Here is a 25,956-nt window from a genome sequence, read left to right as displayed (position 1 = left end):
CGTCCCCTGCCAATGGGCTTAGGCGCGGAGCTTTGCCAGCACTTCCGTCGCAACGGCCTTCGGCACTTCTTCGTAGTGCGAGAATTCCATCACGTAGGACGCGCGGCCCTGTGAGAACGAACGCAGCGTGTTCACGTAGCCGAACATGTTGGCCAGCGGCACTTGTGCGTTGATGATCGTGGCGTTGCCGCGCATGTCCTGGCCTTGGATCATGCCGCGACGCGAGTTCAGATCGCCGATCACCGAGCCGACATATTCTTCCGGGCTCGTGACTTCGACCTTCATGACCGGCTCGAGCAGACGCGCATCGCCCTTTTCCTTGAGTTCGCGGAACGCAGCTTGCGCCGCGATCTGGAACGTCAGGACGTTGGAGTCGACGTCGTGATACTTGCCGTCCACCAGGCGCGCGGTGACGTCGATGACCGGGAAGCCGGCGAGCAAGCCGTTTTCCTTGGCCATCATCAGGCCCTTTTCGACGCCCGGCACGTATTCCTTCGGCACGTTGCCGCCGATGATCTTGTTCTCGAACTTGAAGCCCGAGCCTGGTTCGCCCGGCTCGAACTCGATCTTCACTTCGGCGAACTGGCCCGAACCGCCGGTTTGCTTCTTGTGCGTGTAGAGAATGGTCGCGGCTTTGCCGAGCTTCTCGCGATACGCAACCTGCGGCGCGCCGACATTGGCTTCGACTTTGTACGTACGACGCAGAATGTCGATCTTGATGTCCAGGTGGAGTTCGCCCATCCCCTTGAGGATGGTCTGACCCGATTCCTGATCGGTCGACACGCGGAAGGACGGATCTTCCGCGGCGAGCTTCTGCAACGCAACGCCCAGCTTTTCCTGGTCGGCTTTCGACTTCGGCTCAACGGCCACTTCGATAACCGGCTCCGGGAATTCCATACGCTCAAGGATGACCGGCTTGTTCGGATCGCACAGCGTGTCGCCGGTGCGGACTTCCTTCAAACCGCCAAGTGCGACGATGTCGCCGGCGAAGGCTTCCTTGATGTCTTCGCGGTTGTTGGCGTGCATCAGCAGCATACGGCCGGCGCGCTCTTTCTTGTCGCGCGTCGAGTTCAGCAGCGCGTCGCCCGCGTTCAACACACCCGAATAGATGCGGCAGAACGTGATCGTGCCGACGAACGGGTCGTCCATGATCTTAAACGCCAGCAGCGAAAGCGGTTCGCTGTCGCTCGACGGACGCGTGAGTTCTTTTTCCGGATCGTCCATGTCGACGCCCTTGATGGCGGGACGGTCGAGCGGGTTCGGGAGATAATCGACAACGGCGTCGAGCAGCGGCTGCACGCCCTTGTTCTTGAACGCCGAGCCCAGGAACATCGGATACCAAGCGGCCTTCAACACGGCCAAGCGGATGAGACGCTTCAGCGTCGCCGTGTCCGGCTCTTGGCCGTCAAGGTACGCGGCCATCACGTCGTCGTCCATTTCGACGGCGGCTTCGACCAGCGCCGCGCGATACTCGGCGGCCTTCTCCTTCATGTCGTCCGGAATCTCGACGATGTCGAACTTCGCGCCGAGGCTTTCATCCTGCCAAATGATGGCTTTCATCTCGACGAGATCGACGAGGCCCTTGAAGCCCGACTCGATGCCGATCGGCAGCTGCATCGGCACCGGGCGCGCGCCCAAGCGCTTCTTGATGTCTTCTACGCACATGTAGAAGTCAGCGCCGGTCTTATCCATTTTGTTCGCGAAGATGATCCGCGGAACCTTGTACTTGTCGCCTTGGCGCCAAACGGTTTCGGTCTGCGGCTCAACACCTTGGTTGCCGTCGAGCACGACGACAGCGCCGTCGAGCACGCGCAAGCTGCGCTCAACTTCGATGGTGAAATCGACGTGGCCGGGCGTGTCGATGATGTTGAGGCGCTTGCCGTTCCAGAACGTCGTCGTTGCAGCCGACGTAATGGTGATGCCGCGCTCTTGCTCCTGCTCCATCCAGTCCATCGTGGCCGCGCCATCGTGGACTTCGCCAATCTTGTGGCTCTTGCCGGAGTAGAAGAGAATCCGCTCGGTCGTCGTCGTCTTGCCCGCATCGATGTGGGCCATGATGCCGAAGTTGCGATAATCTTCGATTTTATACTGGCGTGGCATGACAATTCTGTCCGTGTTTAGACCGCCGTCCCAGGGGAACGGCGGTCTCTAAAGCCGGCGCGTGCCGGCGATTAAGCTGATTACCAGCGATAGTGCGAGAAGGCGCGGTTCGCTTCCGCCATGCGGTGCGTGTCTTCGCGCTTCTTCACGGCGTTGCCGCGATTGTTGGCGGCGTCTTGGATTTCGCCGGCCAGACGTTCTTGCATCGTATTTTCGTTGCGGGCGCGCGCAGCGCCAACCAGCCAACGGATCGCCAGCGCTTGACGGCGCTCCGGGCGAACTTCAACCGGCACCTGATACGTGGCGCCGCCGACGCGACGCGAACGCACCTCGATCGCCGGCGCGACGTTGGCCAACGCATCGTGGAACGCTTCGATCGACGGGCGCTTCAGCTTCTTTTCGACGGTTTCGAACGCGCCATAGACGATCTGCTCGGCGGCTGACTTCTTACCTTCGTACATGATGTAGTTCATGAACTTGGTCAGAACGATATCGCCATAAACGGGATCTGGCAGAACTTGACGCGGCTCGGCGCGGTGACGGCGGGACATCTGATCTCTTCCTTACTTCGGTCGTTTCGCGCCATAGAGCGAGCGGCGCTTGCGGCGGTCTTTGACGCCTTGGGTATCGAGCACACCACGCAGGATGTGATAGCGAACGCCCGGCAAGTCCTTCACGCGGCCGCCGCGGATGAGCACCACGGAGTGCTCCTGCAGATTGTGGCCTTCGCCCGGAATGTAGCACACGGCTTCGATGCCGGTGGTGAGACGGACCTTGGCGACCTTACGAAGCGCCGAGTTCGGTTTCTTCGGGGTCGTGGTGTAAACGCGCGTGCAGACGCCGCGACGCTGCGGACTGGCCTTAAGAGCCGGCGACTTATTGCGCTCGGGCTTCGGGGACCGCGGCTTGCGGATCAGCTGATTAATCGTCGGCATTCGCCTCTTCCGTTCCGTACTTTCAAACTCGAACAGCGCGCCAAGCGGGCCCTTTTCCGGGAACCGCCAGGTGGCGCGCCTTAGATAAAGCCAATCGGCGGGGCGGTTCGTACGCTTGGGACCGCAGCCGTTCCGAATGAGGGGCGACACATACTGGCGGGCCCCATGGGCGTCAAGGTGGCTGACCCGCCCTTTCAGCCCGAAACGCCCGCTTTTGGACCGGCTATGGCAGCGCGATCCCGCGCGCCGCCCCGATCGCCCAGATCAGGCATAGCCCAGGATCTGGCGCAGGCCCGGCGCGTGGTAATCCACCAGCCGCTTCTGCATGTCGGGCAGCACCTCCGGCACTTCGATGTCATGGCGCAGATGCTCGCGGGCGGTGCCGCTGTGTTTGCGGTCAGAGCCGATCAGCACCCGCTCCTTCCAATCCTCCGGCCATTCCGTGATGCCCGCCTTGGTGCAAATCAGATCGCGGAAGAACGCCTCGGCCGCGGGCGTTTCGATGGCCTTCAGGTGCTTGATGATGTCTTCATAGCGCATCACATGCGCGCCGGCGCCGAGCCAAGCGACGCCGTTGAAATTGAAGATGTCGGCTAGCGACGGCGCTTTATCGAGCGCGCCGAAAATCATGAGGTTCATCACCTCGCGGACGCCCGCCGCGCCATTCTTGATGTGGTTCAAATTGCCGTTGAATTGTTCGGACAGAAAAAACCGCGTGCGCGCCAGCACCCAATCATAGGGATCACGCACCAACACGATGTGGTTCACATCGCGCAGCAACACGGCGGCGACATCCGAGAAAAACAGATGGCCCCAGCTCAGCTGCGGCTTGGCCGGATCGAGCGCGCCGCGATGCATGAGCAGGATCGCGTGCTGCAGGAAGTCGCGATCGTATTGCTGCTCAGGCAGCACAAACATGCGTACAATGTTGCGGATCAGGTGCGTACCGCACTTGGGCACGCTGTTCAGCAAAACAGGCTTCGCCAGCGGCGCCTTCGCAAAACGCGCGCCCTCTTCGTTCAGATTGTCCCGATCGAGACTAATTCTAACTGTCTGCACCATCGTCGTTCGTCGCTTCCGTTCGCCGACACCCAAACATGAAAATGGCGGTGCAGCCAAGCTGCACCGCCATCAGTTTCAGGTCGTTAACCGCTTTTAGAAATCGCGCGAGACGCGCAAGAACAAGCGGCGACCGACATAGTCATACTGCGAAGCCAGCAGCGATGGGCCCAAATTGCTTTGGCCCGCGGCGCCGATGGTCGTCACTTGGGGCGGCTCTTGGTTGGTCAGGTTGGCCAAGCCAAGCACGATGCCCCAGCGATCGAAGTCACGGCTGATCGACGCCGAGTGATACGTGATGAACTCCTGGTCGATGTCGTAACGGATCGTGCCCGCGCCGTTCGTATCCGGGATGGTGTCGATATCCGACGCGTGCCCGATGAATTGGGTGCGCCAGAAGAACGTCCAATCGCCGTGCTCGAATTGCGCATCGAGATTGCCGACGAAGTCAGGATCGCCGTTGCGGCCGTTATTGTCCTGACCCGTACCATCAAACAGCTCGAGCGTGTCTTCGAACTGCCAAGTGGCTTGCGCCGCCAGCGTCAGATCGCCGAACGAGAACTCGTGACCATATTGCGCCGTCAAATCGAGGCCGCGGTTGACCTGCGAGTTGATGTTCAGGAACGAGTTATTGATGTTCTCGATCAGGTACTGGTTCGCGCCGCCGCCGCCAACACGATTGAACAAGCCGCAGAGCGGATCTGTCGGGAAGCTCAGCGAATTGTAGCAGCCGAACACGATGGCAGCCGGACCAAGCGCTGCGATTTCGTTTTCGACCTCGATCTCGAAGTAATCGACCGCAACGCTGAGGTTGGCGAAGTTCGGCGTCCACACGAGACCCAGAACCTGCGCCTCGGATGTTTCCGCCTGCAACAGGCCCGCGCCGCCACTCCGGAACGACGTCGCCGACGAGCCAGCACCCGTCCAGTTACCCGGAACGCCGTCAGCGTTGCAGTTATCAGCGATACGTTGGCTGATCACGCCGTCGATCAGGTTTTGCGCCCAGTTGATGCACGGATCGACCGCGCGTTGGCCCACGAAGGAGCTTTCGCCGTTCAGATACAGTTCGAACAACGCCGGAGCGCGGAACGATGTACCTTGCGTGAAGCGCACAAGGAATTCCGAGTTCGGACGCCAGGTGACGCCGAACTTGTAGGTGGATTCCTCGCCGAACGATTCAACGTCCGTGTAGCGGCCCGAGAGTGAGACCTCGAGATCGCCGGCTTCAGTCCCGCGCAGCAGCGGGATGGCCAATTCGCCGAACACTTCAGTCGTCGTGTCGTCGCCTTGGGTGATGCCCGAAGCCGAAGAGCCCCACGCGTTGCCAGCGAGTGTGATCTCGCCGGGCGTGTCGGTCAGTTCGTCTTGACGCATCACTGCGCCGAGCACTGCCGCCACGTTGCCGGCCGGCATCGTGAACAAGTCTGTTCCGATCGACGCTTCGACGTAGGTCTGCGTGTATTCGGTCGTGCCGGTTTCAACGCCGTAGAGGAATGCTTCTTCCTCAGCGGAGAAACCACCGCCGTACATCAGGTTCGCCGACATCCAGTCGACGTCCACGCAAGGACGGTTCGAGATCGGCGTATTGTAGCCGACGCACGATGCGGTCGGACGCGGGATCGAGTTCGCGTTGAACAGGCCCGTCGTGCCGAAATCGCTACGACCATCGGCCGAGTACACAGCGTCCGCGAGGATGCGATCATTGGTGTATTCGGCGTCGGAGAGGCTGTGCTGGAAGTAGATGTCCCAGTTCACATTGCTCAACCAGCCGTCGAAATCACCGCGAACGCCCGCAACCGCGCGCATGTAGTCGACGCGTTGCGACGCGTCAGCGTGATCCGTGGTCGGCGTCGGGCTGAGCACCGTGATGCCCGTCCAGCCCGGGTTCAACGAGTCACCCAAATCGTAGCTGTAGAGGTAAGTCCAGACTTGGCGGAAGCCATTCACCGCCGTTTCGCGACGGTTCATCAGCACTTCAGCGTACGCTTCGATGCGCGGCGTGATGTCGAAACCAGCGTTCGTGAAGAACGTGGCGCGTTCGATTTCCGGCACGACCGACGAGTTCTGCTCGAACGGTGAGTTCGAGTTGTTCAGACCAAGGCTGGCGCGGTTGTAGTCAACCTGGAACCAATTCGCCGGAGCGCCTGGCTCTGCAGGGCCGCCAGGGGTCGGGAAGATCGAACCCGGGTTCACCACACCAATCTGACCGGTCGGGTCGTATTGGATGAAGTTGGCGCCGACGCCGCGCTGCAGATTGCCCGAGCCCGAATAGTCATAGAGCCAAACAAGGCCGGTGCGGACGTTGTTGCGGCACGCGCGCTCGCCCGTACGCAAGTCGATCACGTCGTTACGCAGGCCCGTGGCCACGTCCCAGGTGCGGTCCACGGCGCAATTGGTGTAGTCGCGCTGACCAGCAAGCGTTTCTTCTTGCAGGTAATAATCGACCGAGACGTTGAAATAGCCGCGATCGAACGTGGTGCCCCAGGTGATGTCGCCGGCGATTTCCGAGCCGCCGTCTTCTTCCGGCAGGGAGTAGCGCAGCGTGGCCGCGCCGCCATCGAGATCGTCGCGGGTGATGATGTTCACAACGCCGGCGACGGCGTCCGAACCGTAGATCGAGGATGCGCCGTCCTTCAGGATTTCGACACGGTCGATCATCGAGAGCGGGAGAACGTTCAAGTCGAACGCCGAAACGGCGCCACGCGTACCGGCAGGGCCAGCGCGGCGGCCATTCAGCAGAACGAGCGTGCGGTTGGCGCCAAGGCCGCGCAGCGAGATCGTTTGCGCGCCAGGGCCGCCGTCGGTGACGAAGGCGCTCGAAATGGTGGCGTCGATCTGCGGCGAACCGGCCGCGAGCGACGAGCTCTGCACCATGTCGCCCGTGTCAGTGACGCCTGCCAGCGACGCTGCATCGGTGGTGATGACTTGGATTGGCGAAGCCGAGTTGAATTCGCTGCGAATGCGCGAACCCGTAACAACAATGGCTTCTTCTTCTTCGGCTTCTTCCTCAGTCGTTTGGTTCTGAGCGAACGCCTGACCCGTGGTCATGACGCCAGCAAGCATCGCCAAAGCAACAGAGTTCTTGAAGAAACTCTTCTTGGATTTCGACATAAATGAACCCCTGCACCCTCAACAGTACGCGAGGCGGCCACGCTAGAGGGGCCAAAGGCGCGGCGTCAACAACTGTGACCAAAGTTTGAACGTCACCCGTCGATTAAGTGACAAAACCCCCACACCGGAGACCGATGTGGGGGCGCCTTTGTCTGCCGATTAGGCGTTCTTGGCGAAACTTCAGTAGGAAATACCGCAAGTTCCGCGAATGAAGTCCTCCACGAGTTGGAACTCGCGACGGCGCATCTCCGGATTTACCGCACCGTGCGGCATTTCTGGAATCACCACGAACTCGTGCGGCTTGTTGTTAGAGCGCAAGGCCGCAGCAAAGCGCTCCGAGTGCCAGATGTCGGCCGCCGTGTCGTAGTCGCCGTGATAAAGCAGAATTGGAATGCTCGCGCGTGAGGCGTTTTCGAGCGGGTCCATACCCCGCACCGTTGTGCCCTGCAGCTGACGCTGCACGCGGTTGCTGCTCCACAATGTGCCCAGACGCTGCAAGCTCGCAACGCCCGCGCCCGAAATTGCACAGCGATAGGGCGGATTCGGACGCACGGTCGCTGCGATGGCCGCAAAGCCGCCATACGAGAAGCCGTAGATCATCGCGCGGTTCGGGTCGGCGATGCCCTGCTCCACGAGCCAGGCAAGACCGTCGTCCTTGTCGTCCTGCATCTTCTGGCCCCACTCGCCGTCGCCGGCGCGCCAGAGCGCGTTGCCGAAACCCGTCGAGCCGCGGAATTGCGGTTGCAGCACCGCAAAGCCGCGCGATGCGAAATATTGCGTGACAGGAATATCGCCGCCGCCCCAATCCGCTTCGTTCCGGCCCCACGGACCCCCGTGCGGTTGGATGATCGTCGGCAACGGCGCATCAACGCCCGGACGATAGCCCAGCGGCAGCGTCAAGAACGCCGGAATGCGCAGGCCATCGCGCGCGTTGTAATAAACCAGCTGCGTTTCCGCGAGACCGTTACTCGGCACACCCGGCACTGAATCGCCAAGCGATGTGAGGTTCGTCTCATCCGTCAGCAGATAATAAGCCGGCGCATGACGCGAGCTCGACGTCGCAATAATGCGATAGCGACCGTTGCGCGGCCCGATGCGGACGATGCGGCCAGGCAGGCGGCGCTCAATGCTCTCCGCCAAAGCGCGATAGGTCGGATCCGTATAGAACGAACGCTCCGCATCGCCATTATAACGGAAACCAACAATGCTGGCCGGCACGAGGCCCGGGCGATCCATGATCACACCGGACGCTTCGTATTGCGGATGCTGGAACATGTCCTCGACAAACGCGCGCTGCGAAATGCTGTAGCCGCGAACGTAAGCGAGGTCGCGGTTCTGGTCGTCGAGGAAGACCACGATGTCTTCGTTTTGTGGATCAAAACCAAGCGCCGTGAGGCCGCGACGCGCGCGCGCCGTGTAGGTCAGCGCGTCGTGACGTTGCCACGTACCGTTGGCGTCAGCGATTTCGAAACCGATCGTCCAATCGCCGTCGACGAAATCGATCGTCTGCTTCAAACGCACGCGGCCGGCGGAATCCACGATCGGCAGAATGCCTTCGCGCGAGCTGATGCGTTGCACCACTTCGCCGCGACCCGTGCGAACATCGACACGATAAATCGCGTCTTCATCCATCGTCGAGCGCAGCATCAGAACGTGATTGGGCTCGCGCGGCAGCGTATCGATCAATTGCACCGACAAGAATTTGTCGGCGAAACGCTCCATCTCGGTGCGGCGTCCGCCCTGCGCGAGCGGCTCAATCCATTGTGAGCCATCAAGGTTCACGAAACGCGCCATGGCTGTGTAGAATCGGCCTTCGCTGCCCGACCCCACGCGCACCGGCTGTTGCATCAGCACCAGCAGGCGATCGTTCGAGACCCATTGGATTGACGAGAAGTCCACATTCTGGCGCGCAGCGGCGCCGCCAATGCCAAAGCGACGCGGATTTTCGTTGAGCGCGCCAGTGCGCCAAATCGCGATCTGCGTGGTCTCGCCATCGAGGCTGGACAACGCCGCCATGTGCTCACCGTCAGGCGAGAGCTGGACTTGCGACAGGAACGGCTCGCGCGTCAGCGTCTCCAGCGGCAGCGGCGTGCGCGTTTGCGCGAACGCAACCGGCGCCATCGCGCACATGAATAGGGTCATCACGAAGAGGCGTAGGTTTCTTACGCTAACCATTGGCTGCTCGACTTTTGCTGCAGATGTCTTACCCGTTTAGCCCGTGCCACGGCCTGCTATCAACTCAAACAATACGAACGCCTGCGTCCGGCGGATGAATGACTGAAGTCGTCCCCCTCGTTGCGGAACTGCGCCGGCGACGAATTCCCTCAGTCGTCGCTCAGGATATCTTGCGCCGCGAGCAAGCAGTCGCCGACCGCCCCACCAGCGCCGTCGCGGAGCACAATTTTGCGGCAGGTCTTGGCGACGCTGGTTTCTGGAAGGCGGCGGAACAGCATGTCCGCGCCGCGTTCGCCAAAGGTGGCGACGCCCCCGAAACCTGGCTCGTCTTCGCCCGCGCGCTGGTCGAGAACGGCCAGTGGGGTGAAGCGGAAAAGGCGTTCCGCGAAACCTTGCGGCGGCGCCCGCTCTATTACGACGCGCTGCGCGAGCTCGCGCAATTGCGCTGGATGTCGGGCGATGATTTGCGTGGAAGTTTGGCGGACATTGACGCCGCCCTTGGCGCAGCGCCTGCGGACATCGTGCTGCAGCTGATGCGGGCGCAAATTCAAGACAATGCCGGCGAGAAAGCACAAGCGCGCGAAAGCCTACTGATGCTCGCCAAGCACAATCCCGGCGATCCTCGCATCTTGACCGCGCTCGCCCAGATCACGCTCGAACTGGGCGAGCCTGACGCCTCGTTGAGATTGAGCGAAACCGCCTACCGCCTCGCGCCAGACTCAGCCGTCAGCGCCGTGGCCTTCGCGAGCGCCTGCTTTGCGGTGGGGGCGTCAGAGCGCGCCCTGCCCGCCATCGAAAGACTGCGCCAATCCGCGCCGGGCAACCAACACGCGATCGCATTGGAAGCGACCGCGTGGCGCCTCCTGGGCGATCCGCGTTATCGCGCGCTCTACGATTTCGACGCCTTCGTCGCCGCCTTCAAGCTTGGCGTGCCAGCCGGCTGGGACACGCTCGACGCTTACCTGCGCGATTTAAGCGCGGCGCTTGAAGCGTTGCATCGCGCCAAGGCGCATCCATTTAATCAATCGATCAAGCGCGGCACGCAGGCGACATCAATCCTCGACAGCGACGCGCCAGCGCTTCGCGCATTGCCGATCGCCCTCGACACGCCAATCCAAGCCTACATGCAACGCCTTGGCGCAGGCCCCGATCCCTTGCGCGCTCGCAACACCGGGCGCCATGCGATCAAAGGCATCTGGTCGATCCGCATGAAGAGCGGCGGCGTGCATATCAACCACGTGCATTCCGAAGGCTGGCTCTCCTCGGCCTGCTACCTTTCGCTCCCCGTCGATGCGCCGGGCAAAGAAGGCTGGATCAAGTTTGGCGAGCCTGGCGCGCCAACACGTCCCCCCTGCCCAGCCGAGCATTTCATCCAGCCGCACGTCGGGAGCATCGCGCTATTTCCGTCCTACATGTGGCACGGCACCATTCCGTTCAGCGGCGACGGCGTGCGCATGACGTTCGCGCTGGACATCGTTCCCGATTAGTCGCGCTCGCGTCCGGGGTGCAGACGCCCTCGCCGGCATAATTCCGCGCGCTTCAAGAATCGAAGCGCGCAGCTTCAACGCGGAATCTGCATGCTTCCGACGATGTGCCTGTAAGGGCTCCGGCGCTCAAAACCCACGCGCAAAAGAAAAGGGACAGACCCGAAGGTCTGTCCCTGAACTTGTCTTCCACTGTTCGAGCAGGGCTGAGACGAGAAACCCGTCTCAGCCCGCCCTTGCACATTAGAAGCGCGCGCGAAGGCCGACGAAGAAGCGGCGACCAACGACGTCGTACGTCGCCGGGTCCGTGTTCGCCTGCACACCCGTCGTATAAACCGGCGGCTCTTCGTTCGTGACGTTGTTCACACCTGCGCGGAGCGTCAGGTAGTCGGTCACGTCCCAATTGCCGAGCAGGTCGTAGTACGTGGTTTGCGGGATCTGCTGAGACGCAACGTTGAAGTTTTGCATCTCATCGATCCACTGCATACGACCGGCGACCGAGAACGGGCCAACGGCGTAGGACAGCGTACCCGTCCACTTCCACTCCGGCGCAGCCGAAGCGACCGTGTTCGCGATCGTGCCCGTGGTGTCGATCCACTGACCGCCCGGAAGCGGTTGGTTGGTGGATTCTTCCAGCCAGCTGCCGATCCAGTTGAGACCCAGATCGCCCGGGCCCACTTCATGCGACCAATCAAGCGAGATATCGACGCCGCTGGTGCGGAGACCGCCGAGATTCTGGTTGCTGGCTGCGTAGTCGGTCATTTGGCCGGTGCCAGCGTCACGCGTGAACAGCTGGCAGAAGAAGTTGTTCGAGTCGTAAGTCGGGTTCGAGGTGCCGTTCCTGTTGAAGCATTGGTCAAGCGCCGTGCCGACGCCAACCGTGCCGATGATGCCTTCAATCTCGATGTTCCAATAGTCGACCGAGACCGAGAGGTTCTCGAGCAGACCATCGAAGCGCGGGGTGAAGACGAAACCGGCGTTCCACGTGTCAGCCGTTTCTTCCAACAGGTCCGGGTTGCCGCCGCTGACGGCAGGAATCTGGTTGTTGGTGAAGGTGTACGAGTTGATCGCAGCCAATGGGACGCCGAGGGCGACGCAGAGGTTTTCGATGTCGGTGTTGCTCGCGGCCGCTTGGTCGCCCACGCCGGCAGGCGCTGTGACCGAACGATATGCGCTGCGGGAGTCGCACGGGTCGCCGCTGAACGCCGGCACGCCGGCGGCAAGCGGGTTGCCGATGGACGGGAAGCCGAGCGTCGGGATGGCGAACAACTCACCGACCGACGGTGCGCGAACGGCGCGTTGGATGCCGCCACGGAAGCGGAGACCATCGAACATTGTCCAGTCCACGTCGCCCTTGTAGCTCTCGACTTGGCCGACCGTGCTGTAATCCGACACGCGATAGCCGAGCGTGAAGTTGACTTCTTCGGCGAGCGGCACGTCGCGGATAACCGGGATGAGGATTTCGCCGAACAGTTCAAACACGTCCGTGCCGCCCGCGAGCGGGTTGGCCGGGTTGAAGCCGGCGACATCGTTGCCGGTCAAGCACGGGTTGGTCGCCGCGCCGCAACCGGTGGGCTGGAACGAAATCGCCGCGGACAGCGAGCCGTCCGGGATGAATTCGAAGGAGTCTTCGCGATAGCCAGCGCCGAGAGCGACTTGGATTTCACCAGCCGGCAGCTCGAAGAGCGAGCCTTGGATGGTGGCTTCCACGTTGCGCTGTTCATAGACCGAGACGTTCTTCGACGTGCGGCCGATGTAGTTGACGCACGATTGCGACAGAGCCTGGTCGCCGAACGGGTTGAAGCCGCCGGTGCAGAGCGAAGCGCCGCCATCGGCCGCGCTCAACAGACGTTGAACCGCACCGCGCGAGACGTTGCCCGTTTGAATCGTGTCACGGTCCATACGGCCGTACGACGCGTAGACGTCGAACGTCCACTCTTCCGTCAGATCACCACGCAGGCCGAACGTCGTTTGCGAAACGTTGTAGCGTTCTTCCGCGTTGCGACCGCCGAGCGCCGTGAAGCGCTTGTCGAGACGGAACGTGCCGCCCGGGGTCGGGCGGCTCGCCAACAGGGTGGCGAGTTCAGCCGGAATAAACGGGTTGGTGGTTGGCACGCGGAAGCCGGTGCCGGCTGCCGCAGGCGTCGCCGCCAACTCGTTCGCGGAAGTGTATTGCGTGTAGAGGAATTCGCCGAACGCCGTGAGGTTCGGGTTGATGTCGTACTCGACAGACGAGAACGCGTTCCAACGCTCAAGCGGCAGAACCATGTAGTTCAGGAAGCCGGTCGTGTACGCGAAGTCGGCGCTGGCGATCGGGCTGCCCGGATAGACGGCCGCATTGTTGCCGTCGAAGCCGATGCCGCCCGGGCTGTTGAAGCCAACGCGGTTCGAATAGGAGAACAGCGTGCCGTCTTGGTTGAAGCCGAAGGTTTCCAGGTTGTTGGTCGCCAGGAGCGAGGTGCCAACCGTAGCGTCAACCGTAGCTTCGAGCGGCGCGTTGGTCGCTTCGAACACCGTGTTGCCGAGCGGGCTGGCGCCCGACGGGCCGGAGAACGCAGCAAAGTCACGGGCGGCGTTGTAAATGACTTCGCGTTGGTCCCAGCTGGCCATGAACATCGCGCGGCCGCGGCCGCCGTCGAATTCACCGCCGAGAGCCGCCGAAATCGAGTTCTGCTCGCCGTCGCTCTCTTCCGAGATGCCGTACTGAGCGCTGATTTCGAAGCCTTCGAATTCACGGAGTTGGAAGTTCACGACGCCCCCGACGGCGTCCGAACCGTAAGCAGCCGAGGCGCCGCCGGTCACAACTTCGATGTTGCCGACGAGCTGAGCTGGCAGAACGTTCACGTCGACGGTCGTGGTCGAGTTCGACGGAACGACGCGGCGGCCGTTCAACAGCACCAGCGTACGGTTGGCGCCGAGGCCACGCAGCTGGATGTTCGCCTGACCGCCGTTCGACGGGTTGTTGGCGCTTTGGTTGATGCCCGGCGCGAATTGCGGGAGCTGGTTAATCAGCGTGTCGACCGTTTGCGCGCCCGAAATTTCCAGCGCTTCTTGGCCAACCGTCACAATCGGGCTGTTCGCCACATAGTCCTGACGGGCAATGCGCGAGCCGGTGACGACGATCGCTTCTTCTTCTTCATCTTGCGCAACCGCCGGCGTGGCCGTCAGAGCGGCAGCAGCGGCGGCAAGAACCGACGCGCCAGCAAACAGCGACCGCCGATTACCGGACTGTGTCTTTTTTGACATCCTAAGAACCCCCAAGAAGTGCCGCCTCCCGGCGCCACGACCTATTTCAAAAGACCGAGAGACAATCGCTCGGCGGCTCACGGAAGCTTGCCGTCCCCCCAGGGACTGCCCGAACGATCATTCGGGCTCACCTCCGCCATGCTGGCCGGAACGCTAACGACACATTTTGGCCCAGGTCAAATAGCGTTCGGCCAAATTTCCGCCTTGGATCGGTTGCTGGTCGCTCAGTGTGGCCTTTTGGTCTCAAAGCGAGCACGGCGCCCAGGCAAACGGCGCCAAGCGGGAGCCAGACTGTGCAAGGCCCAAACAGAGCCTTAGAGTATAACGAAATCAGCGGTATCCGGTGGGAGTTGGGCATGACGCGTCTGGGGATAATTGCGGCGACTTTTCTCCTGATCAGCGCGCCGATGGCTGTCGCACAGACGTCACGCCCGGAGGCGCCGGAAATCCTGACCGATGCGTTCCGCTGCGCCGAAATCGAGGACGATACGCAGCGTCTCGCCTGCTACGATTCTGCGGTCGGTCGATTGCGGACGGCGCAAACCCAAGGCCAGATCGTCACCATCGATCGCGAACAGGCCGAATCGCTCGATCGCGAATCCTTCGGCTTCAGCCTGCCCAATCTCAGCCGTCTTCTACCGGGCTCCAACGGCGAGCGTGGCGGCATCGAGGAAATCCAGGCGCAAGTCGTGGATGTGAGCGGCGCCTCGCGTGAGCGCCGCCGCTTTGTCCTGTCCAATGGTCAGTCCTGGGACCAGGTCGAGGCCGAGCGCGCCGCCAATGTCCGCGTCGGCGACACCGTGACCATCCGCCAAGCCGCTCTGGGAACCTTTATGCTCACCTCGTCACGCGGCGGCGCCGGCCACCGCGTGCGGCGCGCGAGCTAAACCCGCGCGCGCGGGTCCATCGGCAGCCCGGCGGCCTGGCGGCGCTTCATCAGGCGCAGCCAGCCGTGCAGCGCCTCACAATCCAACCCATGCAGCATCAGCCGGAACCCGGCCTGCATGGTCGAGAGCGGCACCAGCGGGTGGCCGTTCTTGATGAAAGACAGGTGATAATCCGTGCCCAGGATCTTGCCGATATAGATCGCCACCACTTCATCGAGCTGCAGCGAGTTTGAGGCGCGGATGAAATCCGAGCGCGGCAGCATGAGCGCATAGAGCGGCGTGTAAACCTCCACCGCCGTCTGCACGTCGACGAAATTGAGCCAGCCCTTCTTGGTGCGCGGAATCTTGAACGGCTCGTCCGAGATCATCGAAAAGTCCGGCCGGTCGACCGGCATAAGATCGCGGCCTTGCTTACGCAGGCTCGCGTTCAGTTGGATCACGAAATTGAAGACGTTGAGATCGTGCTGCAGGAAGACGTTGTCTTCCAAATCCTTCAGCGTGCGCGGCCGCAGCGGCACGGTGTTGATCTCAACATCGCCAGCATTCGCCTTAATGAAGGCCAACAGCTCCGTACCGATATTGAAATGGCGCACGATCAGCAAATTCGCGTCGGGCGTCGCGAATGTCTTTAGGCCCCAATGGATCGTCTTGTGCAGCAGGCCGTTCAGATTGGGATAGCGCGGCGAAAGCCCGCGTAGAATCTTCACCAGCAGGAAGAACACGAACACGAACGGCCGGATGATGTTGAACATCCAGCGCCGCGACCACGATGCAGCGCCGCGCAACAACGCCGCCTTCGCCTCCGGATCGATCGGCATGCTCTGATCCAGATGCAGCGCCAGCCACGGATCAGGATCGTCCGGATCGTAGGTGCTGAGATCGAGCGTTGCGCCCATCACGGCAGAATTTCCTCGATCTGCAGCGCATAAAGCCGCGCCGTCACTTGCGCCGTCTTCACGATGCGCGCGGCCACCGCGTCGTCCGGCAACACCATCGCCAGCATGTCTTTGAATTCCTCGATGTGCGCGGCGTCGTTCTCGCCATGATAAAGCAGGAAGCGCACCGCTTCATCGGGCAGCGCAAGCGTATCTTTCACGCGCCGGCCCCATTCCTGCGCCTTGATCGAGCCCAAGCCTTCGATGATCCACATCGCGCCCAGCAAACCAAACGGGTTCGGCTTGCTCGCCTCATGAAACATCCAGGCCGACAGCGCTTCGGAGCCGACATTCTTCTCCGCGCTACGAATGATCGTCGCGTCGCCGCCGCTGGCGATGAAATCCGCTTCCAGCAAACGAAAATCGCGATGCTCCGTCACAGCATGGCGCATCAAAGCCGAGCGCAATTCCAAGTGCGCTTCATCGATATTCGACGCCGCGCGTGACATCCAGAGCGCGCCATCCTTCACCTGCTGACGCAATTGAATGAGAAACGCCTGGTAATCCGCCAATTCGAACCGCCCGCGCGTGAGCTTGCGGATCAAATGCGTTTGCTCGAGGCGGCCTTCAAATTCGGTGAACACGATGGTGAGCTTGCGCAGCACATCGGACGCAGCATCAGACATCACACCGCCTCCAGCATCATAAAGCCGACCAGCGCACGCCCGCTCTCCGGCACTACGCACAAAATCTTCTGCCCCGGCTGCACGCGCCTGCTCCGCACCAAGCGATCCAGCATCACCCAGATCGAGGCCGAGCCGACATTGCCAACCTCACGCAACACCGAGAACCATTTCTCTTCCGGCACCATGCCCGCAGTGTTTTCCAACAGCGACACGATCTCAGCGCGCAGCGATTTCGCCGAATAATGCACTAGGCAATGATCGACCTCCGCCGGCACGATCCGCCCCTCGTCCACCTTCTGCAGATAAGCGCCGACCCAAGCGCGGATCACCTTCTTCAGAAGTTCGAAATCCTGCAGCAGCGCCATCGCGCCCGCTTCATGCGCCGCGCGCGGACCCACATGCGCCCATGCGCTCGCCATGTCCGCGCGTGTCTCGACCGGCGCGCCGGCCCACATGCACGGATCGAAACGATCGGCGAGCGAGACGATGTCGATGAAATTGATCTTGAGCGCGCCCGGCCGCGGCTTCGGCTCCACCACGATCGCGCCGGCGCCATCGGAAAGCGTGAAGCGCAGAAAATCCGCCTCCGCGCGCAGACGCCCCTTCGCATCCACGAGCGCCGTGCCTTCATAGAAGCTCGGCCGAAACCAGCGCGACGAAAACTCACCCGCGCACGCCGCCGCCACATCGTGCTCACCCGCACGCACCGCAAGCCAAGCCGATTTCGCCGCCATTAGCGACGAGCCGCACACGCTCTGAAAACTCGCCACCTCAAGCGCGCCCGCGCCCAATTCCGCGTGCACGGCCGACGCATGGCCCGGCACCAGATAATCGCCTTGCGTCGCCGCACTCGCCAGCATGGAAAGATCGCGCCGCTCAAGCCCCGCCGCATCCAGCGCCGTGCGCACCGCCTCTGCACTCATCTGGGCCAATGTGTGCGTCACGCTGCCATCCGGGCGCATCGCGTAATGGCGGCTCTCGACGCCATTCCAGCGCAACGCCTTCTTGCCGAAGAGGGAATCCCGGCCCGCAATGCGGCCCAGATGATCCTCCATCGCGTCGTTCCCAACCGGCTCGCCCGGCAGAAACACGCCCGTGCCAACGATGTATCCGTCCCGCAAATCGCTCATGCGCTCTCTTACATGGCAGCATACAATCTGTCCGCGCAATCCGTGGCTGGAATTTGGCCTTCGGGGCGCCCATTATTCCAAGTCATGCCCTCTTCTCGCCCCACACCTCCTGGAGTCGCCGAAGCGCCGGCCGTTTTCGACAAGACCGCCGCGATGTGGATGCCGCATCGGCCGGAGCGCGCGTGGGAGAAGCTGGAGGGCGGCAAGCGCTTCAAACTGGTCAGCGATTACGAACCCGCCGGGGATCAGCCGACCGCGATCGCTGAACTTGTCGAAGGGCTGCAACGCAACGACCAGGACCAAGTCCTGCTCGGCGTCACCGGCTCGGGCAAAACCTTCACCATGGCGAAGGTGATCGAGACGGTGCAGCGCCCAGCACTCATCCTTGCGCCGAACAAGACCCTCGCCGCCCAGCTCTATGGCGAGTTCAAACAATTCTTCCCCGAGAACGCAGTCGAGTATTTCGTCTCGTACTACGATTATTACCAACCCGAAGCGTACGTGCCGCGCACCGACACCTACATCGAGAAAGAATCCAACATCAACGAACAGATCGACCGCATGCGCCACGCGGCCACGCGCGCGATCCTCGAACGCGACGACGTCATCATCGTCGCCTCCGTCAGCTGCATTTATGGCATAGGCTCGGTCGAGACCTATACGAGCATGACGTTCACGGTGAAAGCCGGCGACATGATCGACAGCCAGGAGCTGATCCGCAATCTCGTCGCCACGCATTACAAGCGCAACGAAGCGGGCTTTGCGCGCGGCATGTTCCGCGTCCGCGGCGACACCGTCGAACTCTGGCCTGCGCACTTGGACGATCGCTGCTGGCGCTTCTCGTTCTTCGGCGACGAACTCGAAGCCATCGACGAATTCGATCCGCTCACCGGCCGCAAAACCGGCGCGCTGCCGGCCGTCAAAGTTTACGCCAATTCGCACTACGTCACGCCGAAAATGACGCTGCAACAGGCCGTCGAGCAGATCAAAGTCGAACTCGACGGCCGCCTCGCGCAATTCAAAGCCGAAGGCAAATTGCTCGAAGCGCAGCGCCTCGAACAGCGCGTGAATTTCGACATGGAGATGATGCTGGCCACCGGCTCCTGCGCCGGCATCGAGAATTACAGCCGCTATCTCACCGGCCGCAAACCCGGCGAGCCGCCGCCGACCATGTTCGAATACATCCCCAACAACGCGCTCGTCTTCACCGACGAAAGCCACGTCACCATTCCGCAAATCGGCGGCATGTATCGCGGCGACTTCAATCGCAAGAAGACGCTCTCCGATTACGGCTTCCGCCTGCCCTCGTGCATGGACAATCGTCCGCTCAAGTTCGAGGAATGGGACGCGATGCGTCCGCAAAGCATCCACGTCTCGGCCACGCCAGGCGGCTGGGAGCTCGAACGCACCGGCGGCGTCTTCGCCGAACAAGTCATCCGCCCCACGGGCCTGATCGATCCGCCCGTCGAAGTGCGCCCGGTGCAAGCGCATGGGCACAGCCAAGTCGACGACGTCATCGCCGAGGTGAAAGAAGCGGCGAAGAAGGATCTCCGCTCCCTCGTCACCGTGCTCACCAAGCGCATGGCCGAAGATTTGACCGAATACATGCACGAGCAAGGCGTGCGCGTGCGCTACATGCACTCCGACATCGACACTGTCGAGCGCATCGAAATCATCCGCGATCTTCGCTTGGGGGCCTTCGACGTGCTGGTCGGCATCAATTTGCTGCGCGAAGGCCTCGACATTCCCGAATGCGGACTCGTCGCCATTCTCGACGCCGACAAGGAAGGCTTCCTGCGCAGCGAGACCTCACTCGTGCAAACCATCGGCCGCGCCGCCCGCAATGTCGACGGCAAGGTCATCCTCTACGCCGACAAGATCACCGGCTCGATGGAGCGCGCGATGGCTGAAACCACGCGCCGCCGCGAGAAGCAGGCCGCCTACAATCTCGAACACGGCATCACGCCGCAAAGCATCAAGTCCCACATCAAGGACATCCTCGACAGCGTCTATGAAAAGGATTCCCTGACCATCGATCCGCGCGATCCGATGAGCTTCAAACGCGGCGCGGGCCTCAAAGAACGCGGCGGCAAAGGTCTCCGCGAAGACAGCGCCCCCTTCATCGGCCACAACATCAAGTCCTACATCGCCGATCTCGAAAAGCAGATGAAAGACGCGGCCGCCGATCTAGAATTCGAAACCGCTGCACGCCTGCGCGACGAAATCAAAAAACTCCAAACCACCGAACTCCTCATCGCCGACGATCCCCTAGCAAGGCAAAGCGCCATCAGCGCCGCCGCGAACGACGCCGTGCGCGAAAACCGCGACGGCGATCGCGCAACGGCGACGGGCGCCACGGTGCGAAAGGCAAAAGCGCCCTATCGCGGACGGCGGCGGAAGGGGCCTTAATGACAACGACGCTCGTACCGCAACAGACATGAGTTCAAATACAACCTTCCCGATGCTCAGACTTTGACCAAGGTTTGCCGCGCATTCGCTAACTCATCGGGCGGCTGAAGCGCGCGATAGAGAAAATCGTAGAACCCGTCGCCCCGGCATACACATCGACATTCGCGATCCGCGCCACGCCCCAGCGTTCGAGACCAGCTGTGCGTTTGGCATCAAACGCCGCCTGCTCCGCATCGCCATGCGACGGTCCATCGACTTCCATCACCAGATGCAAACTCACGCACGCGATATCCACCACCTAAGGCCCGATCGCATGCTGCCGCCGAAACTTCGCCTCGCGAAAACGCCCCCCGCGCAACACGCGCCACAGATGCCCCGCCTTCTCCGACACAAGCTAAACGCCGCAACATCGCCAAACGCACACACCCTGCCAAAGCGGGGCGCCGACGCATGCCCAAAAGGCTACGCGCGACGAAGCCGAAACTTCGTCGCGCGTCCCCAGATCACTTCTGAAGAGATGCAGGTCCGTGCGTGAAGGGAGAGGACTCGCCCGCACCCCGTGAAGGTTCAGAAGCGATAGCCGATCGAGGTCGAGACCACCCACGGGTCGATATCGACTTCATCCGTCGCATTGACCGCGCCCGAGATCGTCACGTCCGTGTTGATCCAGATGCGGCGCACGTCGAAATTCACGAACCAATGCTCATCGACGCGATAATCGGCGCCGATCTGCAAAGCCGGACCAAACGAGTCATCATACTCGACGTCCAAACCCGACGGCGGATTGCTGTCGTAGAAGGTGGTGAAATTGACGCCGGCGCCGACATAGGGCTCGAACGCGCCGAAATCGGTCCAACGATATTTGAGCGTCACGGTCGGCGGGAAGTGCGAAACTTCGCCGAGATCAATCGTGCCATTCAACGCCGTCACATCATGCGTCGCAACGCAACAGAGCAATTCAGCCGAGACGTGATCGTTGAAGAAATATTCGATCTGCGCCGACGGCACCCATTCGTCGGAGATGTCGACCGGAATTGGGTCGCCGCTCTCATCCGGCAGAACGCCGGAGACGCCGACCTTGATCTGGAAATTGTCAAGAATGCCCGCATTGGCGGGCGTCGCCAGCGCTAAGGCCGCGAAGGCCGCTGCTGCGGCCGCCCCAAACTTCATCATGGATTACCCCTGTGCTTTCACAGCGGAGCCATGATGACGGAGGCGTCACGATCGCGATTTGATTATGATCAACAGTGACGCCCCCAATGTACGGACAGAAGGTCGCGGCTTTCTTGCGCAGAGATTAAAGCGTCTTCGCCAGCTCTTCCATTTGCCGCGCCGTTTGCGTCCAGCCTTCCTTGAAGCCCATCTGCTCGTGCTGCTTCATCGTCTCTTCGGTCCAGTGCCGCGCAACAGCGCGGTATTTGGTTTTGCCGTTGCCGAGATCTTCGAACGTGATTTCCGCAATCATGAAAGGCCCCGCCGGTTTGAAATCGGGCGTCACCGCATCGGTCGAGACGATCTTCTTGTTCGGCACGATCTCCAGATAGAGCCCCGCGTTCGGATATTCCTCGCCCTCGGGTGAGGCCATCACAAACGAACTGCGGCCGCCGGGACGAAAATCATTGTCGACGCTTTTGATTGTCCATGGGCGCGGTGCGAACCATTGCTTTAGCAAATTCGGCTCCGCATAGCAGCGAAACAATTTCTCCGCTGGCGCATCGAGTTCGAGTTCAATCGCGAGTTCGTAGTTTGTCATGTTCGTCTCCATTTGACTGAACCTAGGACGAGCGAGCCCGCAGCGAACCGACAGAGCGGTTCATTTTATCTGCGCGAGCGAATCCAGATGCTGACGAATATGCGCCGCTTCCGCCGGCGTGTTCGCCAGCGCAATCGCTTGATTGAAGGCTTCTCGCGCTTCCTTCGTGCGGCCCAACTCCTTCAGCATCGCGCCGCGCATGCCGTGAAAGTAAAAATACTTATCCAACCGCTCCGCCAGCGGCGCTATCATAGCCAGCGCTGCTTCGGGCCCACGTAATTTCGACACCGCCACCGCACGATTGAGCGTCACCACAGGAGAGGGAGAATGTTGTTCTAACGCCGCGTAGAGCCCATCGATCTCCGCCCAATCCGTTTCAGCGGGCGTATCGGCGACGGCATGAAGCCCAGCAATCGCCGCTTGAATTTGATAAGGCCCAGGCTTGCGCGATCGCATCGCCTTATCGATCAGCGCCAAGCCTTCCTGGATCGGCGCACGCTTCCACAGCGTGCGATCCTGATCGTCCAACAAAATCGGATTGCCCTCAGCATCAAACCGCGCCGCCAAACGCGAATGCTGCAACAGCATCAAAGCAAGTAAGCCCATCAGTTCAGGCTCCGATGGATACATACGCAAAAGCAAACGTCCCAACCGGATCGCTTCATCGCACAACGAGGCCCGGTCGCTCGCGGGATCAGCAGCGGAATAGCCCTCGTTGAACACGAGATAGACCATCGCCATCACCGAAGCCAAACGCTCCGCGCGTTCCGCAGCGCCCGGCGCCTCGAACGGCACGCCAGCGCCGGCGACTTTCGCCTTGGCGCGTGTGATCCGCTGCTCCATCGCGCTTTCGCCGACGAGAAACGCACGCGCGATCTGTTGCACGCTGAGCCCAGACACGATGCGCAACGCCAATGCAACTTGCTGCGTCGCCGGCAAATCCGGGTGGCAGCAGATAAACAGCAAGCGCAAAACGTCGTCGCGATAATCGGCTTCATCCAACCGCTGAACGACCGCCTCTTCGACGTCGCTCAGATCGGAAAGCGTCCCCTCATCGGGAAGCGCCGTCTGCTTCGCCCGCCGCCGCGTCACATCGATCGCCGCGTTGCGGCCCACCATAATGAGCCAAGCGGCCGCATCGCGTGGCGGGCCGTTGGTCGGCCAATTCTTCAGCGCGCGCAGGCAAGCGTCCTGAAACGCTTCCTCGGCCAGATCGAGATCGCGGAAATAACGCAGCAGCGCCGCGACCGCCTGGGGCCGCGCCGACACAAGCGCAGCATCGATCCAGGCGAGATCACCCACTTAGCGGGCGCCTTCGTTGTAGATCATGATCGGCCGCAGCTCGTAGGCGCCCCCTGGATTGGCCGCCGTCAGTTCGCGCGCGAACTCAAGACCCTCTTCCAAGCTGTCGACGTCGATGATGTAGAAGCCGAGCAATTGCTCCTTGGTCTCCGCGTAGGGGCCGTCGAGCACTTCGTTGTCCTTCTTGCGCAACGTGGTCGCAGCGCTCGTCGGCAACAGCCGGATCGACGGCTTCAGCTTGCCGGCCTTCTCCCATTTTTCGTGCACGATATTGAGGCGCGCCATCACGGCCTCGTCCTCTTCCTTGGTCCAGGAAAAGACGGCGGCTTCGTCATTGTAGCAAAGGAGCGCGTATTTCATCGGATAGGGCCTCATACCTGCAAAGACGAACGATGTGGCCGGACGCCGACACCCTCGCCAGCAATTTCCCAGCCTCCCGTGCGGGAAATGCGACCGGCGACAATCCGCAACGCGGGCAATAGCTTAAGACGCTGCAATGTTCCAATCCGACGCTTGACGGCGCTGCCCTCGTTTCGGTTGAGATGGTCGCGCGAGGGACAGATGGCGGAGCTTTGGATTGCTGCGGCGCCGGGTGAGGAAGCGCGAGCGCGCGGCCTCGCCGAAGTGCTCTGCGCTCTCGGCTTCAAGGCCGACGCCGCACCCCCGGCCGAAGCCGAAATCCCCGCCAAGGTGGAAGCGGCCAAGTGCGTTTTGACGCTCTGGTCCGCGGAGCCAGCGCCGACTTGGCTGACCGCCGCAGTGACGATGGCGCTCGACCGCAAGAAGCTGGTCAACGCGGAACTGAAGAAGGACGCGACACCCGCCCTCTTCCGCGCAGCGCCGCGCATTGATCTCGCGCGCGGCGATCGCACCATTTTCAAAGAGCGGTTCGGCGCGCTGATCGTCGAACTCGACAAGCTCTCGCCGACCAAAGCCGATCCGGCCGCCATGCCGGCAGCGCTGGCGGCGGCGCGCGCGGCGTTGCTGCGCACTACGCCAGAGAAGAAGAGCGGCGGCCTCGCAACGCTCGGTATCGCGCTCGCTGTTCTGTTCGTCGTCGGCTTCGGCGCCGGGCGTTTGATCAACGCGTTCCGCAACGGCGATTTCGCCTTCCTCACCGCAATGGCCGACGCCGCACCAACATCAGCGCCCGCGCCACGTGCGCAGATCGCTGCGGCGAACGCACCGCCGGCGGAAGGGGCGCGCTTTGCCGTTTCGCGCCTGCAAGCCGAAGCATGGCGCGATACGGCGGCGCGGATTGATGCGGCGAGTGCGCGCGAGATCAAATCTGGCGCCGAGCGCGGCGAGCCGATTGCGCAAGCGCTCGCTTGCCTGGGCCACCTCGCCGGCGCCGAAGGCTTCCTGCCGAGCCCGACGGCGGCGCGAGAATTCTGCGACGCGTCCGCTGCGCAAAACCAACCGGCTGGACTCTATTATTCCTGGGTGCTGCGTCGCGCAGCGCCGCATGCGGGCATCAGCGAAGCGGCGGCGCGTGAACGTCTTGCTGAAGCCTCCCGCTTGGGTTGGACCAACGCGCAAATCGATTATGCGCAAGTGCTCGCCGGCAGTTCTTCGATCGACGCGCAAGCCGAAGCCGGCCGGCTCTTTCTCGCCGCCGCCGAACGCGGCGATGCGCGCGGCCAATTCTTCTACGCGCGTTGGCTGCGCGACAGCCCCGCTGGCCCGCGCGATCCGACAGCGGCTTTGCCTTTCCTCGAACAAGCCGTCACCCAGGGCCAAACCGACGCGCAGCACATGCTCGCCACGCTCTATCGCGACGGCATCGGCGTGCAGCGCAACGAAGGCCGCGCCAAGGCGCTTTATGAGATGGCGGCGCGCGCGAACCATGCGCCGTCCATGTTCAATCTGGCCGACATGCTGCGCAGCGGTTTGCCTGAGGAGCGTGCGCGCGCGATCGTGCTTTACCAGGGCCTGGCCTGCATGCGCGACGAATTGCGTATCCAGCCCTTGGCCGTGCAGCGCCTGCGTGCGTTGCAAGCGAGTGCAACCTGCCGCTAACAAGGCTGGGTGACTTGGTCGAAAACCTATGCCGGTGCGGAGCCGCAGCGCGTCAATAAATGGCTCGCGAGCGAGGGCGTCTGCTCGCGTCGCGAAGCTGAGGAGTTGATCGCGAAGGGTCAAGTGCGCATCGATGGCCAACGCGTCGACGATCCGGGCCGTAAGATTCTGCCGGGGCAAAAGATCGAAGTTGGCGCAGCGCACGCCGCAGCGAAGATCAGCGCGGTGATCAACAAGCCGACCGGCTTCGTATCGTCGCAGCCCGAACGGGATCAGGCGCCCGCGGCGCGTCTGCTGACACAGGCAAACTTGATCGGCGCGGCGCCAGTGATGCCGACGAAAACGACAAGCCTGCCCCCGCTCGGCCGGCTCGACCAAGATTCACGCGGTCTTTTGCTGCTCAGCGAAGACGGCGTACTGACGAAAGCCGTGATCGGGCCGGACTCGAAGCTCGACAAAGAATATCTCGTTCGCGTCGCCGGACCGATCAATGATCGCAAGCTTGCATTGCTGCGGCATGGCCTGTCGCTCGATGGCCGCATATTGAAGCCGGCGAAGATCGAACAGGTCGAGCCGCAACGCTTGCGTTTCACCTTGACCGAAGGCCGCAACCGGCAAATCCGGCGCATGTGCGAATTGGTCGATCTCGACGTCACCGACCTTTACCGCATTCGTATCGGCCCGCTCAAAATCGGCGACTTACCCGAAGGCAAATGGCGCGCGCTGACAGAGACCGAACGCGCGGCCATAATCCGCGACAGCAAATGAATTGATCCGCCTCAAAG

At 61.9% G+C, this 25,956-nt stretch carries 19 protein-coding genes and 1 pseudogene; 5 read left to right on the top strand and 15 right to left on the bottom strand.

Annotated features, from left to right (window positions below; genetic code table 11):
- Window positions 1-18: 18 nt before the first annotated feature.
- From fusA to EPJ54_RS13635, 6 genes are all read right to left on the bottom strand, one after another.
- Window positions 19-2,100: an elongation factor G gene (fusA, locus tag EPJ54_RS13660; protein ID WP_135212296.1), complete on the bottom strand. Its 2,082-nt coding sequence runs from the start codon at window positions 2,098-2,100 to the stop codon at window positions 19-21.
- A gap of 80 nt (window positions 2,101-2,180) precedes the next feature.
- Window positions 2,181-2,651: a 30S ribosomal protein S7 gene (gene rpsG / locus EPJ54_RS13655; RefSeq protein WP_135212295.1), complete on the bottom strand. Its 471-nt coding sequence runs from the start codon at window positions 2,649-2,651 to the stop codon at window positions 2,181-2,183.
- Between the two features lie 12 nt (window positions 2,652-2,663).
- The gene (gene rpsL, locus EPJ54_RS13650) at window positions 2,664-3,035 is read right to left on the bottom strand and encodes a 30S ribosomal protein S12 (protein WP_135212294.1); all 372 of its coding nucleotides are present in this window, start codon (window positions 3,033-3,035) and stop codon (window positions 2,664-2,666) included.
- A 264-nt stretch (window positions 3,036-3,299) separates the two neighbouring features.
- Complete coding sequence (locus EPJ54_RS13645; RefSeq protein WP_135212293.1) at window positions 3,300-4,097, bottom strand: hypothetical protein; 798 nt, start codon at window positions 4,095-4,097, stop codon at window positions 3,300-3,302.
- A 93-nt stretch (window positions 4,098-4,190) separates the two neighbouring features.
- Window positions 4,191-7,205 carry a TonB-dependent receptor domain-containing protein gene (locus EPJ54_RS13640; RefSeq protein WP_239590933.1) on the bottom strand — a complete coding sequence of 1,005 codons (3,015 nt, stop codon included), beginning with the start codon at window positions 7,203-7,205 and terminating at the stop codon, window positions 4,191-4,193.
- 180 nt (window positions 7,206-7,385) lie between these two features.
- On the bottom strand, window positions 7,386-9,380 hold the full coding sequence (locus EPJ54_RS13635; protein ID WP_135212292.1) for an alpha/beta hydrolase family protein: 1,995 nt from the start codon (window positions 9,378-9,380) through the stop codon (window positions 7,386-7,388).
- A 98-nt stretch (window positions 9,381-9,478) separates the two neighbouring features.
- On the opposite strand from EPJ54_RS13635, the gene EPJ54_RS13630 reads away from it, so the two are divergent.
- Window positions 9,479-10,867, top strand: a complete 1,389-nt coding sequence (locus tag EPJ54_RS13630; protein ID WP_135212291.1) for a 2OG-Fe(II) oxygenase family protein — start codon at window positions 9,479-9,481, stop codon at window positions 10,865-10,867.
- A gap of 240 nt (window positions 10,868-11,107) precedes the next feature.
- On the opposite strand, the gene EPJ54_RS13625 is transcribed toward EPJ54_RS13630, so the two are convergent.
- A complete protein-coding gene (locus EPJ54_RS13625) occupies window positions 11,108-14,110 on the bottom strand; it encodes a TonB-dependent receptor domain-containing protein (RefSeq protein WP_135212290.1) in 3,003 nt (1,000 codons plus the stop codon).
- A 356-nt stretch (window positions 14,111-14,466) separates the two neighbouring features.
- On the opposite strand from EPJ54_RS13625, the gene EPJ54_RS13620 reads away from it, so the two are divergent.
- A complete protein-coding gene (locus EPJ54_RS13620; RefSeq protein WP_135212289.1) occupies window positions 14,467-14,997 on the top strand; it encodes a hypothetical protein in 531 nt (176 codons plus the stop codon).
- Here EPJ54_RS13620 and EPJ54_RS13615 read toward each other — a convergent pair.
- Genes EPJ54_RS13615 through EPJ54_RS13605 form a run of 3 tightly spaced genes read right to left on the bottom strand, consistent with a single transcriptional unit; the run spans window position 14,994 to window position 17,688 of the window.
- Window positions 14,994-15,893 (bottom strand): DUF6999 family protein, encoded by a 900-nt coding sequence (locus tag EPJ54_RS13615; protein WP_135212691.1) that lies wholly within the window; start codon window positions 15,891-15,893, stop codon window positions 14,994-14,996. The genes EPJ54_RS13620 and EPJ54_RS13615 overlap by 4 nt on opposite strands.
- Window positions 15,893-16,558: an iron-containing redox enzyme family protein gene (locus tag EPJ54_RS13610; protein ID WP_239590931.1), complete on the bottom strand. Its 666-nt coding sequence runs from the start codon at window positions 16,556-16,558 to the stop codon at window positions 15,893-15,895. Before EPJ54_RS13610 ends, EPJ54_RS13615 begins: the two co-directional genes overlap by 1 nt.
- Complete coding sequence (locus EPJ54_RS13605) at window positions 16,558-17,688, bottom strand: 3-oxoacyl-[acyl-carrier-protein] synthase III C-terminal domain-containing protein (protein ID WP_135212287.1); 1,131 nt, start codon at window positions 17,686-17,688, stop codon at window positions 16,558-16,560. The genes EPJ54_RS13610 and EPJ54_RS13605 overlap by 1 nt, the downstream gene beginning before the upstream one ends.
- An 84-nt stretch (window positions 17,689-17,772) precedes the next feature.
- On the opposite strand from EPJ54_RS13605, the gene uvrB reads away from it, so the two are divergent.
- Complete coding sequence (uvrB, locus tag EPJ54_RS13600; protein WP_135212286.1) at window positions 17,773-20,097, top strand: excinuclease ABC subunit UvrB; 2,325 nt, start codon at window positions 17,773-17,775, stop codon at window positions 20,095-20,097.
- 88 nt (window positions 20,098-20,185) lie between these two features.
- Here uvrB and EPJ54_RS13595 read toward each other — a convergent pair.
- The 5 genes and pseudogenes from EPJ54_RS13595 to EPJ54_RS13570 all read right to left on the bottom strand — a co-directional run bounded on the left by EPJ54_RS13595 (window position 20,186) and on the right by EPJ54_RS13570 (window position 23,512).
- Window positions 20,186-20,488, bottom strand: a pseudogene (locus tag EPJ54_RS13595) (endonuclease domain-containing protein).
- Window positions 20,489-20,664: 176 nt separating this feature from the next.
- The gene (locus EPJ54_RS13585; RefSeq protein WP_135212283.1) at window positions 20,665-21,270 is read right to left on the bottom strand and encodes an OmpW/AlkL family protein; all 606 of its coding nucleotides are present in this window, start codon (window positions 21,268-21,270) and stop codon (window positions 20,665-20,667) included.
- Window positions 21,271-21,394: 124 nt separating this feature from the next.
- Window positions 21,395-21,850, bottom strand: a complete 456-nt coding sequence (locus EPJ54_RS13580) for an SRPBCC family protein (protein WP_239590930.1) — start codon at window positions 21,848-21,850, stop codon at window positions 21,395-21,397.
- Between the two features lie 60 nt (window positions 21,851-21,910).
- Complete coding sequence (locus EPJ54_RS13575; protein WP_135212281.1) at window positions 21,911-23,152, bottom strand: RNA polymerase sigma factor; 1,242 nt, start codon at window positions 23,150-23,152, stop codon at window positions 21,911-21,913.
- Window positions 23,153-23,512 (bottom strand): YciI family protein, encoded by a 360-nt coding sequence (locus tag EPJ54_RS13570; RefSeq protein WP_135212280.1) that lies wholly within the window; start codon window positions 23,510-23,512, stop codon window positions 23,153-23,155. It abuts the gene before it with no gap.
- A 201-nt stretch (window positions 23,513-23,713) separates the two neighbouring features.
- Between EPJ54_RS13570 and EPJ54_RS13565 the strand changes: the two genes are divergently transcribed.
- Entirely contained in the window at window positions 23,714-25,171 is a 1,458-nt protein-coding gene (locus EPJ54_RS13565; protein WP_135212279.1) for a tetratricopeptide repeat protein, read from the top strand.
- Window positions 25,172-25,180: 9 nt separating this feature from the next.
- Window positions 25,181-25,939 (top strand): pseudouridine synthase, encoded by a 759-nt coding sequence (locus EPJ54_RS13560; RefSeq protein WP_135212278.1) that lies wholly within the window; start codon window positions 25,181-25,183, stop codon window positions 25,937-25,939.
- Window positions 25,940-25,956: the final 17 nt, after the last annotated feature.

This window comes from Vitreimonas flagellata (genome assembly GCF_004634425.1).
GTDB classification, from domain to species: Bacteria; Pseudomonadota; Alphaproteobacteria; order Caulobacterales; family Aquidulcibacteraceae; genus Vitreimonas; species Vitreimonas flagellata.
This window is presented reverse-complemented; position numbering and strand designations above follow the sequence as displayed.